Here is a 14,591-nt window from a genome sequence, read left to right as displayed (position 1 = left end):
GCCGGGCCGGGAATCGCGAACAGAGACGACACGGCGCCGAGTCCGGTTGTAAAGAGATGTCAAAAAGATCCGGGCCGCCGTCGTCGCCCGGCGGGGCCGGGCCGGCGCCACCGCCATGGACGGGCCGGAAAAGTTGTGGCGCCGACGTGGGGACATCAGCAGTCGCTTGCGTCACACTCATTGGCTGACGCACCGCCACGGCACCCCCGAGCATCCAGAGGTATGTCATGTCCTCGTCCAGATCGCGTCCTTGGTGGCGCGCGGCCCTCGCCGCCGTCCTGCTGTCCGCCTGCCTCTCGCCCCTGCTGCCCGCCGCACCGGCCGCCGCCGACGACGGCACCAACGCGGTCGTGGACGGCTCGGCGCGGTTCGAGGTGATCAGCCCCACCCTGATCCGGCTGGAGTACGCGGGCGACGGCCACTTCGAGGACCGCCCGACCTTCAACGCCGTCAACCGCGCGCACCCCCAGGTGGCGTACACCACGACCGTCACCGCCGACGGCTACCGGGAGATCCGCACCGCCGACGTCGTGCTGCGCTACCGGCGCGGCTCCGGCCCCTTCACCGCGGACAACACCACCGCCCAACTGTCGGTGGCGGGACAGAGCGTCACGGTCCACCCCTACGGCGGCGCCTCGGCCGGTGGCTGCTCCTTCGGGGCCCTGTGCGAGGGGGAGGCGGCGCAGCTCACCACGGGGGTGACGGTGGCCACCGACCACACCGGATTCACCGGGACCGGATTCGCGGCCGGCTTCGAGCAGACCGGCGCGAGCGTCACCGCGACCGTCGGCGGGGTGCCGGCCGCGGGCACGTACTCCCTCACCGTCCGCTACGCCAACGCCGCCGGCAGCGACGGCCAGACCACCAACCGGACGCTGACCGCGACCGTCAACGGCGCCGCCGCGGGCACCTTCACGCTGCCGCCCACCGGCGGTTGGGACACCTGGAAGACCGCCACCCTCGCCGTGCCGCTGACGGCGGGCAGCGACACCGTGCAGATCGGCCGGGCGGCGACCGACAACGGCCGGGTCAACATCGACAGTTTCGCGCTGCTCAACCCCGGCGCGACCTACCCCGGCGGCTCGGCGACCCCGCCGGGCGGCACGGCCCAGCTCGGCGGCTGGTACCGCGGTCTGGACAACCCCGCGGCGCTGCCCGTACCGCTGCACCCCGGGGTGCTCAGCCGCGACGGCTGGTACCTGCTCGACGACACCAAGACCCCGATCCAGAACACCGACGGCACCATCGCCCAGCGGCCCGCCCATGGCGGACTGCCGTACCAGGACGGCTACTTCTTCGGCTACGGCCACGACTACAAGCAGGCCCTCACCGACCTCGCCGCCGCCACCGGACCGACCGCGCTGCTGCCGAGATGGGCCTACGGCGTCTGGTACTCGCGCTACTACGCCTACACCGACGCGGATTACCGCAACACCCTGCTGCCCGCCTTCCGCAGCGACAACGTCCCGCTCGACGCCCTCGTCATCGACACCGACTACAAGTCGCCGAGCACCTGGGACGGCTGGAACTGGAACACCGGCCTCTTCCCCGACCCGACCGGCTTCATGAACTGGACCAGGACCCAGGGGCTCCAGGTCGCCCTCAACATCCACGCCTCGATCGGCGGCAACGATCCCAAGTTCGCCGCCGCCAACGCCACCGCGGGCGGCCTGGCCCAGTCCGGCGGCAACTACGTCTTCGACTGGAGCAACCCGCAGCAGGCGAAGGCCTATTTCGACCTGCACAGCTCCTTCGAGCAGCAGGGCGTCCGCGAGTGGTGGCTCGACTGGTGCTGCGACGCCAGCCAGGTCAGCGCGCCCAACATGACACCCGACGCCTGGATCAACCAGCTCTACAAGCAGCACGACGACGCCCGCGGGGTGCGCGGCTTCGCCTTCTCCCGGATGGGCGCCTCGTACCAGAACTACGGCGGCAGCTACCCGGCAGGACCGTGGGCCGAGCGCCGCAACACCCTCCAGTTCACCGGTGACACCCCGGCCAGCTGGGACATGCTCGTCTACGAGGCGCGGTTCACCGCCGACGAGGCCGCCATCGGCCTGTCCAACGTCAGCGACGACATCGGCAGCTTCCACGGCGGCCACCTGCCCGACGACCTGTACGCCCGATGGGTCCAGCTCGGCACCTTCCAGCCCGTCGACCGGCTGCACTCCGACCACGGCGACCGGCTGCCGTGGAACTACGGCGCCGCGGCGAACGCCTCGGCCGCCTCCTTCCTGCGCCTGCGTGAGGCCCTCGTCCCGTACACCTACGCGCTGGCCCGCCAGGCGTACGACACCGGTGTGCCCATCGTCCGCCCGCTCTACCTCGACTATCCCGCGTCGGACGCGGCCTACACCAACCCCGGCGAGTACCTCTACGGCGACGATGTGCTGGTCCGCCCGGTGACCACCGCCGGCACCTCGGCCACCAGCGGCGTCTGGATACCGCCGGGCAGTTGGACCGACTACTTCACCAACACCACCTACACCGGCCCCGCGACCGTCCAGATCACCAACGACCTGTCCACCATGCCGGTGCTGATCCGCTCCGGCGGCATCCTCGCCACCCGGACCGACCAGGTCGACAACGCCGCCCAGCGGCCGCTCGACCAGGTGACGCTCGACATCGGGGCCGGCGCCGACGGCGCCTTCTCGCTCTACGAGGACGCCGGCGACACCAACGCCTTCGCCGCCGGACAGTCGGCGCGGACCGCCATCACCTACGACAACGCGGCCGCCACCGTGCACATCGCCGCGGCCCAGGGGAGCTACTCCGGTCAGGTCACGGCCCGGAGCTGGACCGTCCGGCTCCGGAACCGGGCCGCGGCTCCTTCCTCCGTCACCGTCGACGGCCGTGTGCTGACCGCCGGCACCGACTGGAGCTACAACGCGACCACCCGGCAACTCACCCTGCGCACCGCCTCGTTGCCCACCAACGCGGCGCACACCGTGGTCGTCCGCGCCACGGGCTGACCGGACGTCGCCGCCTGCTGCCCCGCAGCACCCCGCGGCATCCCGCAGCACCCCGCCGCCCCGGCCGCATCCGCCGCCGGGGCGGCGAGCGCGGCGGGGTGCGCTCATTCCGGATCATTCCTGACGACGGGTGGGATGTCCCGCTCGGTCCGGCCCGGCCCCGCTCGGCCGCTTGGATCAACTCACCGCGCTGACCAGCCGACTTCGGGAATTGCCAAGCCTTCAATACGATCCTGTGATGATCACCAGAAAGGTACTGGCCGCCGGACTGGTCAGCGGCCTGTTCGCCGCGCTGTCCTGCGGTCTGCTGCCCGCCAGCGCGTCCGCGGACGACGCCGACCAACCCCCCGCCGGTCCGCCCCCCAAGGTCGAGCTGGTGCTCGATGTCAGCGGCTCCATGCGCGCCCGCGACATCGACGGCGAGTCGCGGATGTCCGCCGCCAAGCAGGCGTTCGACGATGTCCTGGACTCGGTGCCGGACGACGTACAGCTCGGGATCCGCACCCTCGGCGCGAACTACCCGGGCAACAACGTCAAGACCGGCTGCAAGGACACCCGGCAGCTCTATCCCGTCGGCCCGCTCAACCGGGACGAGGCCAAGGCCGCGGTCGCCACCCTGGCACCCACCGGCTGGACCCCCATCGGACCCGCCCTGACGGCCGCCGCCAACGATCTGAAGGGCGGCAACGGCACCCGCCGGCTCGTCCTGATCACCGACGGAGAGGACACCTGCTCGATCAACCCCTGCGATGTCGCCCGTGACATCGCCGCCGAGGGCATCCACCTGGTCATCGACACCCTCGGGCTGATACCCGACTCCCACACCCGCAACCAGCTGAGCTGCATCGCCGAGGCGACCGGTGGTACGTACACCACGGTGCAGCACCGCGAGCAGCTCACCACCAAGGTGCGGCAACTGGTCGACCGCAGCACCGACACCGGCGTCACCCCGGTGGCCACCCAGGGCGCCGGGACCTGCGCGACGGCGCCGCTGCTGAAGGAAGGCATCTACACCGACCGCGAGGTCTTCTCGCAGAACCGCTGGTACAAGGTCGAGGTCAAGCCGGGACAGGAACTGCGCGCCGCCGTCAGCGTCTTCGCCGACCGCGCGGTGAACGCCGGCTACGGCGTACTGCTGCGGGGCGTCACCCAGCACGGCCGCGAGATCGTCCGCGACGACGAGGGCGGCACCGGACGCACCGACGCGGTGTCGGCCGGCATCCGCTATCCGAAGCCGAGCGCCGACACCGGCACCCCGCCGGAGACCGTCTGCCTCCAGGTCGGCAACTCCTTCTCGGCGCCGGCCGGCGTCAAGACCATCCCGGGGCTCCCCGTCGAGCTGTCCATCGACTTCACCCACGGCCCCGACGACTCCTCCGACGTGGCCTTCTACGGTCTCGGCAGCGGCTGGTGGCTGCTCGGCCTGCTCGCCGCCACGGGCGCCGTCGGCGGTCTGCTGACCGGCTGGATCGCGCGCTGGCGCCTCAACACCGGGAGGACCGACTGATGCGTGCCGCCAAGCTCCTCAGCGCCGCCGCACTGCTCGCCGGCACGGCCCTGGCCGTCCTGGCCGGCCCGGCGGTGGCCGACACCCCGAGCCCCGTGGACTCCGCCACCGACGGGGCGACCCCGTCCGGCACGGCCACCCCCGACGACGCGCCGCCCACGGTCGCGGGGACCAACTTCCGCACCGCCACGGTCGTCCAGCAGGGCGTCCAGGCCACCGCCGACGCCTCGATCGGCGACTACATGTACTGGGTGTTCCCCGCGGACAGCGGGCAGCACGTCAAGGTCTCCGCCACGGTGACCTTCCCGTCCGCCACCGCCCGGCACGGCGCCTCCACCTGGCAGCTCGACGTCTACGACGGGCTGCGCCGCCGCCAGCCGTGCCGGTACGGCGCGCAGACCAGGTCCGCGGCGGCCGACGCCGCCACGGTCGAGCTGGTCTGCAACCTGCGTACGGTGCGGTCCTGGGCCGAGCCGTGGTCCAACGACCCGCTGCGCGGGGCGTACTACGTGCGGCTCACCGTGCTCGACCTGCCGCAGACCGACCTGGGCCTGCCGGTGAAGGCCGCGGTGGAGGCCACCTCGTCCGGAACGGCCGGCCGGCAGGCGGTGGACGGCTCGGTCGCGCCCGTGGTCTCCGCCAACGCGCCCGACGTCCGGCCCGCCGACGGCTGGGCCGGCACCTGGTGGTCACCGCGCTGGCTGTGGACCGGGGGCGGCGGCCTGCTCGCCGTCCTGGTGGCCCTCGCGGCACACCGGCTGGCCCGCGGTCCGGTCCGGCTCCGCGCGCCCTACCGCGACCGGGTCGAGGAACGGCCGCCGTACGAGCCGGGACCCTACGGCGGCTGACCGGCTGACCGGCTGACCGGCCGGCCGGCGCGCCTCGTGGGTCTCCCGGATCACGGGTCACGGGCCCGTCCGACGCGACACGTCGGGCGGGCCCTCGCCGTTCCCGGATCAGCTTCCGCCGTGGCGCGCCGGGACGGTGGTGCCGGCCGGCCCGGGCGATCCCGCCGCGCCCGCCGCTCGTGGCGCGCCGTCAGCCCTCCTCCGGCGGAGCGGCGATGTGCAGATGGGCCAAGTCGTCGGGGAGGGGGGCCGACGGGCGGAAGAGCTGCGGCGCCACGCCGTCCGTGGCCGTCGCTGGGGCGTCGGTGAGCCGCATGCGCTGGCGCAGCCGGCCGTAGAAGTCGGGCTGGCTCAGCCGGACCAGGCGCAGCGGCCGGGGCGCGGCGAACACCCCGATCCAGTCACCCGGGTCGAGGACACCGCGGAGCTGCCCGTCCACACTGACGGCGGCCTGCCCGGAATGCGGGAGCACCCGGAGCGCCACCGGCTCGTCGGCGCTGGCCACCACCGTCCGGTCGAAGGTCATGTGCGGGGCGACCGGGGTGAAGACCACCGCCCGCATCCGCGGCGACAGCACCGGACCGCCCGCGGCGAAGCTGTACGCCGTGGAGCCGGTCGGGGTGGCGACGATCACGCCGTCGGCGGAGTAGGAGGCGAGCAGCCGGCCCGCGATGTAGACGCCGAGGGCGACCTGCCGGTCCCTGGCCAGCTTCTCCAGCACGATGTCGTTGAGCGCGGTGACGTCGAGCGCCACCCCCCAGCCCTCGCCCTCGTCGGTCTCCGGCCGGACCTTGGGCGGCGGCAGGGCCGCGCCGCGCCCGTAGCTCAGCAGGGCGTCCACCCCGCTCGGCATCTCCAGCATGCGCGAGGCCCGCATCGTCAGCGTCATCCGCTCCTCGCACCCGGACTCACCGGCGAGCACCGCCTCAAGCGCCAACTCCACGTCGTCCACCGCGATCTCGGTGAGGAAGCCGACCCGGCCGAGGTCCACCCCGAGCACCTGGATGTCCTTCTTGGCCGCGACCCGCGCGCCGCGCAGAAAGGTGCCGTCGCCGCCGAGCGTGACGATGAGGTCGAGGCTGCCCGCGGCGGCCATCTCGTCGCGTCCGCTGCGGCGGTTCTCGTGGTCGCCCCAGACGTCGATGTCCACACAGCCGATATCGTGCCGGCCGCACCAGTCGCGTACCGTCCGGGCGCCGGTCACCGCCGCCGGACGTCCCTCGTGGACGACGAGCCCCAACCGACGAATCGACATGTTTCCGAACTCCCTGGAACCGAGACGGTGGCGTGTCCCGGCAGGCTATCGGCGTACGGCCCGGTGCGCCCGTGGACGTGCCGGTCCGGCGGTCCGCGGGTCCGGCCGAAGGCCCGGCGTCACAGGCTGACGCCGTGCCCCTTGCCTCCGCCGGCGCCCCGCGGCTGCCGGCAGGGGCGGACCCGGCCGGCCGGCGACCACACCGCGCGGCAGGGGCGGGCGGTGCAGCCGGGGACCGGCGCGCCGGGTCCGGCGGCGGGCGGCGGAAGCGGGGCCCGGCCGCCGTCGTAAGCGCAACCCGAGGGCAGCGGGGCGGAGTTGACCTGACGGAGCCGGCGCCCGATGAGGAGACCGAGCGGGACGGACAGCAGAGTCCAGGCGGCGAGAACCAACACGGCGATAACCAAGAAGTGCGGCATGGCGGTTCCGTATGGACGAGGCGGACGAACTGCGCTTAGCGGCGGTTTACCCTCCCACGCGCGAACCCACCCGATTCTCCGGCAGCAGCTTGGCCCCCTCGCCGTCGACGGTGGCACGCCGCGGTCGGTCGGCCCCGGGAATCTCCCGCCGATCGGTCGGCCGGCCCAGGTCACCGGCCACCGGACCGCCGGGCCGCGGCGGCTGTCGGCGGTCCGGTGGCCGGTCGCCCCCACGACGCCCGCGCCCGGGGGAGTCGGCGCGACTCGTACGGGCACTACGCCAGGTGGACATCCCGATCGGCGACATCGCGCCCCGCGTCCGCCCCCGCTTCCGATGTCAGCAAGGCGAGAGGGGCGAGGCCGAGGAGGGCGCGAGGCCGACGGGACCGGTACATCCCGCCACGCCGTGGGGTGATCCGACGGCCACCCGAGGGCGTGCGGCGGAAGATTCGCGCCCTTGTTATGCTTCCGTACGCTTCTGTCCCTGATGTCCGGACTGTCGTTCACTTAAGTCCGGGCATCGACGGGGAGAACTGATATGAGCGACCTGCCGTCAGCGGTGGTCTTCGACGCGCCTTTCTCGGACCGTACCGCCTGGGCGGCCGGTCGTACCTCCGCCTACCCGCGGAACGGCCGCAACCCGGGGGACAACAAGCTCGACCAGATCGGGCCGCGCTTCGCTCCCACCCCGGACGGGGTCTTCCACGCCCGCCGCGCCGGGACCGCGCTGTGGAACACCGACCTGGTGTCGACCGAGTACGCCCCGGGCGGCTTCGAACTGCTGCCTGGCGATCAGGTGAGCGCGACCTGCCTGGTGTACGCGACGCGCGGCGTCTGGCCGGCGCTGTGGACCTGGGGGCGTGACGGCGCCGGCGGCCGGCCGCAGCCGGGACACGGCGAGGTCGACCTGTTCGAGTACCACCCCACCAATCCGCGGCTGCTGGAGCTCACCAACCACGTCCGGGGCGCCGGGGACTACGCGCACGACGCGATCACCCCCGGCCGGCCCTTCCTGCTGAGCGTCCTCCTCGGCCAGGACAACGTGGAATGGTCGGTCGACGGTGTCCCGGTCTTCGCCGATCACCTGGGCGTGGGCCCGCGCTGGCGCGCCTGGCTCATCGTCTGCGTCAGCGTCTCGGCCGGCGCGTACGGGCATCTGCCGCCCGAGCGCGGGGTGGACGAGCTGAGCTGGCAGTGCACAGGGCTGACCGTCCGCCGTCCCGGGGCCGCGGCGCCCGCCGGACAGGCGGGGCAGGCAGGGCGGGAGGGGCAGGCCGGGCAGGCGGCGGACCCCGCCGACGGAGGGTGACCGGTCGCCGGACCCGCAGGCGATTCCCCGCGCCGCCGCGTCACTGTGCGCAGCCGTCCGGCCGTCGGCTCCGGGCCCGCCGCCAGGGCTGCCCGGCCCCTTCCCGCGTCCCTCGGCCGCCCGTTCGGTCGCTGACGACGTGCCCGGCGCGGGTCGGCGGCGGTCCATGACCCGGAATGACCGGGTAACGTGGTGTATCAGATCACTCGCGCACGGCGATGGGACAGGAATCGCCCGGCTCCGCGCGCATGACCGCGCCCGCCCCGGGCATGCGAGCAGCGCACCCGCCGGGACCCGCGGCCGGGTATCCCGAGACGAGACGGCGACTGTGATGACCGACCAGCAACCGGCGACCGACACCGCGGCCGACCGCGGCGAAGCCGCCCATCCGGGGGCCTCGCGGACCGCGACCGCGAACGCCGGCCGGGGCGCCCCGTGCTGGGTCAGCCTCTCCGCACGGGACCTGGAGTCCGCGGAGAAGTTCTACGGCAGCGTGCTCGGCTGGCAGTTCCGCTCCACCACACTCGGTGACGACTTCGCGGTTGCGCTCAGTGACGGCAAGCCGGTGGCCGGCATCGGCGCCGTCGCCACGGACCTCCAGGTCGCGGTGGTCTGGACGCCGTTCTTCGCCGTACCCCAGGCCGACGAGGCCGCCGCCCGGATCAGGGAGCGCAGCGCCACGGTCGCCCTCGGACCGCTCGCCTTCGCCTCCGGCCGCGCGCTGGTGGCCGCGGACCGCGAGGGCGCGGTCTTCGGCGTCTGGGACGGCCGGCTCCCCGACGGCTGGGAGACCTGGCACGCCCAGGGCCCCGTGGTGGTGCGGCTGCGCACCCGGGACGCCTTCGAGGCGGCCATCTTCTACGGCGGAGTGCTGGGATGGGCCGGCGACGAGCCGGGCGGCTGCTCGGTGTCGTACGAGAACGACCAGGTCGTGGTGCGCTACCGGGACGAGATCGTGGCCCGGCTCAACTCCGGCGCGGTGGAGGCCGCCCCCGACCCGCGGCTGCGGCCGCACTGGGAGGTGCAGTTCACCGTCCCCGACGTGACCGGCTGCGTCGCCGCGGCCCGCTCCCACGGCGGCACGCTGATTCAGCGCGGTACGACCGAGGTGGGCGCCTTCGCCGAACTGCGCGACCCCGACGGCGGGCGGTTCACCGTGGTGACCCAGGACTGAGGCCCGCCGCGCGCCTGTTCCGGCGGACGCCGGCCGGCAAACCGCGCTCCCTGACCGCGCGCCAGGCATCGCATTCGGGCGGCGCCAGGGTTACGGTATGGACACGGACCGGCGGGTGAGCGGCGGGGTCCTGGAAGTGGGGTGCTCGACGTGGACGATGTCAGCCTGTCGGCGCGGGAAGTCTGCGCGCTGCTGGAGTTGGAGAAGAACCTGCGGCGGCAGGATCGCGAGCTCGACCGGCGCATGCGCGTCGGGGGCTGTGCGGTCAGCCGCCCCCGGCGCGGCCCCGGGCCGGTCGCGCGGGTGTTGACCGCGCTGTCGGCCGTGCTGATGGGGCCGGCTCTGCGCAGCTCCGGCCGCTGGACGCGGCGGGTGGCGACGGTGGCGTTCACCGCGGTCTGGGCGCTGGCGAGGGCGGCCTGCCGGCGGAACAGCCCGGCGCGGGCCCGCGCGGACGCGGAAAGCGGTCAGGGACGCTGATCCGGTAGAGACCGGTAGCGATCTCCCCCGGTCGACCGGGGGAGCCCACAGCGCGTCCTGGCCCGGTACGAGTCCGCGCGGCGCCCTGCCGTCGCGCGGCCCGCGCTCACGCCACCGTGTCGCCCGACCGCCGCTGCTTGCGGTACGGCGCGGACCTGGGGCCCGCGGGCGGGGCCGGCCGGTCCGGCGCGTCCGGCGGGTCCGGGAGCAACTCCCTGGCCAGCAGCGTGGCGCCGGCCACCGCCCCCGGCATCAGCGGCACCGCCACCACCGGTACCAGGAACGCCAGCGCCAACGGCACCCCGAAGCCGAGCACCATGCCCAACCGGCCGCGCAACAGGCGCAGTTGCTCGCGCAGCGGCACCTCACGGCGCTGGAGCGCCACCCCGGCCAGCTCCAGGGTGAGGAAGAACCCCGAGACGCAGGCGCCGATCACCGGGACCACCGTCTGCCCCGCCACCGGCACGAAACCCGCGGCGAACAGCAGCACCCCGAAGGCCGTGACCCGTACCAGCACCCGCAGGCTGTCCCGCGCCGAGATCCACAACTCGCGCCACAACGGCCGCCGCGGACCCTCCGGCGGGCCGCCGTGCGCGCGGTCCACCCGCTCGGCGATGGTCTCGTAGAAGGGCTGGCCGACCAGCAGCGTGACCGCGGTGAACGAGATCAGCGCCAGCAGCAGGCCGCCGCCGATCAGCACCGCGGTCAACAGCCCCCGGAAGAGGCCGGCCCAGGGCGTCGCCCAGTGGTCCGCGAAGGGTGTGGCCCAACTCGCCAGGTCATCGGCCCACAGCGCCAGCGCGAGCAGCGCGGCGGCGTAACCGACCAAGCTGATCAGCGCCGGGACCATCCCGAAGCGCCAGTCCTTTCCGTGCCGTACCGCCCAGCGCTGTCCTTCGAACAACAGCCGCACACCCCTGCTGACATCACGCATGGGCGGATCGTAGAGCCTTCCGCCGTCCTTTCCCCAGCGGCGGGCGCACATCCCAGGCCAGCCACACGCATGTACCGCGGGAAAATGACAGAAGTCCGCTGAGCCGGTGCGACGGTGCGTAACTTTCTCGTCACCGCCGGGCCGGCGGACCTGGAGATGTGAGGCGTCCGCTCCCCCTGTGGCCGGCGCCCGCTTTCCGCCGGGCACGGGGGAGGGGGCGCCGCTCGGCCCGTCGCGTACGGTCCCCGCCCGCTTGTTACAGTCGGCCGGTGCCCGATTCCTCACGCGATTCCGCGGCCGGCGCCGGATGGCGCGGTCAACAGCCCGGCGCCTACCGGGAGCTGATGCCCGCTGACGTCCCCCGGGTCTTCTGGCTCAACCCGTCGACCCTGTGGAAGGCCCGCAACGGGCCGCTCGCCTCGCTCTTCGGCGACCCCACGGGAGCCGACCGGCAGCGGTGGGTGCGGGCGCAGTTGGACCGCGGCGCCGATCCGGATCTGGTGATCCGCCGGGACGACCCGGCGGCGTACTCCTTCCTGCTGATGGCGGACACCGGCGAGGGCGACGACCCGCAGTACGCCGTCGTGCCCGGCCTGTTGAAGGCCGGCGAGGGGACCAGGTTCGCGCTGCTGTCCAGCGACGTCCTCTACCCGGTGGGCAGCGCCAACGAGTACGGGCTCAAGTTCTTCCGCCCCTACCGGGATTACCAGGCGCCGATCTACGCGGTCCCGGGCAACCACGACTGGTACGACGGCCTCACCGGTTTCATGCGGGTCTTCTGCCGGGCCCCGGAACTCGCCAAGTCACCCCGGCCCACGGCGCTTTCCCGCGCGTGGTGGCGCACCCTGCTGTGGAAGAGCCCGGACACGCCCGACGACGCGGCCCTCGACCAGGCGCGCCTGATGCGCTCGGACCCGGCGCAGGCGGCCGAACAGCCGGGCCCCTACTGGGCGTTGGACACCGGCCCGCTGCGGATCATCGGCATCGACACCGGTCTGCTCGGGGACATCGACCAGCGGCAGGGCGCGTGGCTGCGCCGGGTCGCCCAGGGCTCCCGGCCCAAGATCCTGATCACCGGGTCACCGATCTACGTGGACGGCGAGCACCACCCCTGCGCGATCGAGGGAGGCGGCACCGTGGACGACATCGTCCGCGACCCCGCCAACAACTTCGTCGCCGCCATCGGCGGCGACATCCACAACTACCAGCACTACCCGGTCGACGTCGACGGCCGCCGGATCGAATACGTCGTCACGGGCGGCGGCGGAGCCTTCATGCACGCCACCCACATCATCCCCAAGGTCGCCGTCGGCGGGGTGACCGAGGACGAGTTCCGCTGCTACCCGATGCGCGGCGACTCGCTGGCCTTCTACAGCCGCCTGTACGGCCACCGGCTCAAACTGCGCAAGTTCTTCGAACTCACCCCGGAACAGGCCGCCGCGGTCATCGGCCGCCGGCTCGGCATCGACCCGACACGCCCCACCGACGCTCCGGTCACCCCGCGCACCCGCTTCGTCGCCACCGTGCTCGGCGTCGCCCGCACCCCGCACCACAAGGCCCGGCTGCGGCTGCCGGTGCGCAAGACCTACACCAAGGTCCTCTCACCGGGCTCCGCCACCTTCTCGCCGCCCTTCTTCAAGAGCTTCCTCCGTCTCGACGTGTCCCCCGGCGCCCTGCGGATCCGCTGCTTCGCCGCCACCGGTATGCGGGAGCAGGAACTCGACCCGCCGGTGGAGGACGACTTCACCATCACCCTCCCGACGGACCCCACCGCGCCCGCCGGGAACGTCCGATGACCACGCGCCCGCTGCCCACCGGCACGCCCGCGGCCCAGGGGGTCGACGCGCGGGGCGTCGAGGACTTCCTCGACGCCCTGGAGGCCGCGCCCGGCATCGAGCCGCACAGTCTGATGATCATGCGGCACGGGCGGCTGATCGCCGAAGGGTGGTGGGCGCCCCACACCCCCGACCGCAAGCAGCTCCTGTACTCCCTGGGCAAGAGCCTCACCTCCACCGCGGCGGGTCTCGCCGTCGCCGACGGGCTGCTCGACCTGGACGCGCCGGTCGTCTCGTACTTTCCCGAGTTCGACGCCGAGATCACCGATCCGGGCAGCCGGGCGATCCTGGTCCGGCACGTCGCCTCGATGGCCACCGGGCACCTCGCCGAAACCCACGTCAGAGCGGTCGCCCTCGACCCGCGGGAGATCGTGCGCGGTTTCCTGCTGCTGCCGCCCGACCGCACCCCCGGCACGGTCTTCGCGTACAACCAGCCCGCGACGTACTCCCTCGGCGCCATCATCCAGCGGGTCACCGGAAAGACCCTCACCGAGTACCTCAGGCCCCGGCTGCTCGACCCGCTCGGCATCGGCGAGGTGGCCTGGACGCAGCGCCCGGCCGGCCGGGACCTGGCGTTCAGCGGACTGCACGCCACCACCGACGCGATCGCCAGGCTCGGCCAGCTCTACCTCCAGGGCGGCAGGTGGCAGGGCCGGCAGCTCCTGCCCACCTCATGGGTGGCCGAGGCGACACGCTCCCAGGTGGCGAACTCCGCCGGCACACCGGAAAGCGCGGCCTCCGACTGGGAGCAGGGCTACGGCTTCCAGTTCTGGATGTCCCGCCACGGCTACCGGGGCGACGGCGCGTACGGGCAGTTCTGCGTGGTGCTGCCCGACCACGACGCGGTGATCGCGACGACCGCGCAGACCGAACTGATGCAGGATCTGCTCAATCTGATGTGGGAGCACCTGCTCCCCGCCTTCGGCCCCGAGCCGCTGCACGACGTGCGGCAGGCGGACCCCGCGCTGCGCGAGCGGCTCGCCGGGCTCCGGATCCCGCCGCTCGCGACCGTCCCGGACACCTCCGTGGACCGCGACGCCTGGTCGGGGAGCACGTTCACCCCCGAGGGCGGCCGCTGTGCGGACCAGCGGACCCTCACCGGCGCCACCCTCACCGCCGACGCGTCCGGCTGGACCCTCTCCCTCGCCGAAGGCGACAGCACGCTCGACCTCCGGTTCGGCGACGACGCCTGGACGGTCGCCGAGTCGCCCGTCCCAACGGCGGTCAGCGCCGGCTGGACGGACGCCGGCACCCTCGTCGCCTCCGTGAGGTTCCTGGAGACCCCGCATCATCTGCTGCTCACCTTCTCGCTACCGGACCGTACCTTCACCGCGCACTGGCCCTGCGTCCCGATGCCCCGCGGACCCCTGCGCTCCTACCAGGCCCCGCGGCGGTAGGGCGCCGGTGCGCGACGTGTTCGCCGGTGGCGTACTGGAGCGGCCATCGGCGCGTCTGCCGCGTTCGGGCGGCGTGGTGGCAGGAGATAGGGGAAGGCCGTAAACAGCAGTCGGATGACGAACGAGGGGTGCACCACGATGACCATCGCCGACGAGAGCCCGACCCTGTCGGACGAGCTCCGCAACCGCGCCGGATCCTTTGTGAACAGCCATGTCGACCTGTGGGTCGCGGTCGAGGACGGCGGCGTACTGGCGCTCGCCGGAAACGAGCCCGCGGCGGTGTTCCAGGCCGCCGCCGACTGGCTGCGGGAAGGCCCCGACTACGTGGTGGCGGACGCCCTGTGGACCTACCAGACCGGTGAGCCGTCCTCCACGCTGCGGATCGCCCTGCGCCACCCCGACGGCGCCGCGTAGGGCGAGCAGCGGGAGCGGGGGCAGGCAGGCCCACCGGCACCGAAACG

Annotated in this window: 12 protein-coding genes; 9 read left to right on the top strand and 3 right to left on the bottom strand. The window is 73.4% G+C overall.

Annotated elements, in window-relative coordinates; all coding sequences use genetic code 11:
* Positions 1 to 227 precede the first annotated feature (227 nt).
* From OG519_RS00730 to OG519_RS00720, 3 genes are all read left to right on the top strand, one after another.
* Positions 228 to 2,972, top strand: a complete 2,745-nt coding sequence (locus OG519_RS00730) for a TIM-barrel domain-containing protein (protein ID WP_405577361.1) — start codon at positions 228 to 230, stop codon at positions 2,970 to 2,972.
* A 238-nt stretch (positions 2,973 to 3,210) separates the two neighbouring features.
* Positions 3,211 to 4,479, top strand: a complete 1,269-nt coding sequence (locus tag OG519_RS00725; RefSeq protein WP_405577359.1) for a VWA domain-containing protein — start codon at positions 3,211 to 3,213, stop codon at positions 4,477 to 4,479.
* Positions 4,479 to 5,327, top strand: coding sequence for a hypothetical protein (locus OG519_RS00720; protein ID WP_405577357.1), 849 nt, complete (start codon positions 4,479 to 4,481; stop codon positions 5,325 to 5,327). Before OG519_RS00725 ends, OG519_RS00720 begins: the two co-directional genes overlap by 1 nt.
* Positions 5,328 to 5,517: 190 nt before the next feature.
* Here OG519_RS00720 and OG519_RS00715 read toward each other — a convergent pair whose 3' ends face one another.
* Both OG519_RS00715 and OG519_RS00710 read right to left on the bottom strand, forming a co-directional pair.
* Positions 5,518 to 6,582 (bottom strand): NAD(+)/NADH kinase, encoded by a 1,065-nt coding sequence (locus OG519_RS00715; RefSeq protein WP_405577355.1) that lies wholly within the window; start codon positions 6,580 to 6,582, stop codon positions 5,518 to 5,520.
* Between the two features lie 119 nt (positions 6,583 to 6,701).
* The gene (locus OG519_RS00710) at positions 6,702 to 7,001 is read right to left on the bottom strand and encodes a hypothetical protein (protein WP_405577353.1); all 300 of its coding nucleotides are present in this window, start codon (positions 6,999 to 7,001) and stop codon (positions 6,702 to 6,704) included.
* A gap of 538 nt (positions 7,002 to 7,539) precedes the next feature.
* Between OG519_RS00710 and OG519_RS00705 the strand changes: the two genes are divergently transcribed.
* From OG519_RS00705 to OG519_RS00695, 3 genes are all read left to right on the top strand, one after another.
* A complete protein-coding gene (locus tag OG519_RS00705; protein ID WP_405577351.1) occupies positions 7,540 to 8,310 on the top strand; it encodes a beta-glucanase in 771 nt (256 codons plus the stop codon).
* A 331-nt stretch (positions 8,311 to 8,641) separates the two neighbouring features.
* On the top strand, positions 8,642 to 9,484 hold the full coding sequence (locus tag OG519_RS00700; protein ID WP_405577350.1) for a VOC family protein: 843 nt from the start codon (positions 8,642 to 8,644) through the stop codon (positions 9,482 to 9,484).
* A gap of 150 nt (positions 9,485 to 9,634) precedes the next feature.
* On the top strand, positions 9,635 to 9,964 hold the full coding sequence (locus OG519_RS00695) for a DUF3040 domain-containing protein (RefSeq protein ID WP_405577348.1): 330 nt from the start codon (positions 9,635 to 9,637) through the stop codon (positions 9,962 to 9,964).
* A gap of 106 nt (positions 9,965 to 10,070) precedes the next feature.
* On the opposite strand, the gene OG519_RS00690 is transcribed toward OG519_RS00695, so the two are convergent.
* Positions 10,071 to 10,898: an EI24 domain-containing protein gene (locus OG519_RS00690; protein ID WP_405577346.1), complete on the bottom strand. Its 828-nt coding sequence runs from the start codon at positions 10,896 to 10,898 to the stop codon at positions 10,071 to 10,073.
* 269 nt (positions 10,899 to 11,167) lie between these two features.
* Here OG519_RS00690 and OG519_RS00685 point away from each other — a divergent pair, with 269 nt between their 5' ends.
* From OG519_RS00685 to OG519_RS00675, 3 genes are all read left to right on the top strand, one after another.
* Complete coding sequence (locus tag OG519_RS00685) at positions 11,168 to 12,694, top strand: metallophosphoesterase family protein (protein WP_405577344.1); 1,527 nt, start codon at positions 11,168 to 11,170, stop codon at positions 12,692 to 12,694.
* The gene (locus tag OG519_RS00680; protein WP_405577342.1) at positions 12,691 to 14,130 is read left to right on the top strand and encodes a serine hydrolase; all 1,440 of its coding nucleotides are present in this window, start codon (positions 12,691 to 12,693) and stop codon (positions 14,128 to 14,130) included. Before OG519_RS00685 ends, OG519_RS00680 begins: the two co-directional genes overlap by 4 nt.
* 114 nt (positions 14,131 to 14,244) lie before the next feature.
* Positions 14,245 to 14,544, top strand: a complete 300-nt coding sequence (locus OG519_RS00675; RefSeq protein WP_405577340.1) for a hypothetical protein — start codon at positions 14,245 to 14,247, stop codon at positions 14,542 to 14,544.
* Positions 14,545 to 14,591: the final 47 nt, after the last annotated feature.

Origin of the sequence: Streptomyces sp. NBC_01190 (assembly GCF_045039895.1) — a bacterium.
In the GTDB taxonomy this organism is placed as follows: Bacteria; Actinomycetota; Actinomycetes; order Streptomycetales; family Streptomycetaceae; genus Actinacidiphila.
The sequence above is the reverse complement of the archived record's forward strand: the minus strand, read 5'-3'. Positions and strand labels throughout refer to the sequence as shown.

What these genes read in the sequence shown, in the direction of transcription:
- OG519_RS00730 (WP_405577361.1), top strand. Translation starts at nt 228, where the DNA reads ATGTCCTCGTCCAGATCGCGTCCTTGGTGGCGCGCGGCCCTCGCCGCC.
- OG519_RS00725 (WP_405577359.1), top strand. Translation starts at nt 3,211, where the DNA reads ATGATCACCAGAAAGGTACTGGCCGCCGGACTGGTCAGCGGCCTGTTC.
- OG519_RS00720 (WP_405577357.1), top strand. Translation starts at nt 4,479, where the DNA reads ATGCGTGCCGCCAAGCTCCTCAGCGCCGCCGCACTGCTCGCCGGCACG.
- OG519_RS00715 (WP_405577355.1), bottom strand. Translation starts at nt 6,582, where the DNA reads ATGTCGATTCGTCGGTTGGGGCTCGTCGTCCACGAGGGACGTCCGGCG.
- OG519_RS00710 (WP_405577353.1), bottom strand. Translation starts at nt 7,001, where the DNA reads ATGCCGCACTTCTTGGTTATCGCCGTGTTGGTTCTCGCCGCCTGGACT.
- OG519_RS00705 (WP_405577351.1), top strand. Translation starts at nt 7,540, where the DNA reads ATGAGCGACCTGCCGTCAGCGGTGGTCTTCGACGCGCCTTTCTCGGAC.
- OG519_RS00700 (WP_405577350.1), top strand. Translation starts at nt 8,642, where the DNA reads ATGACCGACCAGCAACCGGCGACCGACACCGCGGCCGACCGCGGCGAA.
- OG519_RS00690 (WP_405577346.1), bottom strand. Translation starts at nt 10,898, where the DNA reads ATGCGTGATGTCAGCAGGGGTGTGCGGCTGTTGTTCGAAGGACAGCGC.
- OG519_RS00680 (WP_405577342.1), top strand. Translation starts at nt 12,691, where the DNA reads ATGACCACGCGCCCGCTGCCCACCGGCACGCCCGCGGCCCAGGGGGTC.
- OG519_RS00675 (WP_405577340.1), top strand. Translation starts at nt 14,245, where the DNA reads ATGACGAACGAGGGGTGCACCACGATGACCATCGCCGACGAGAGCCCG.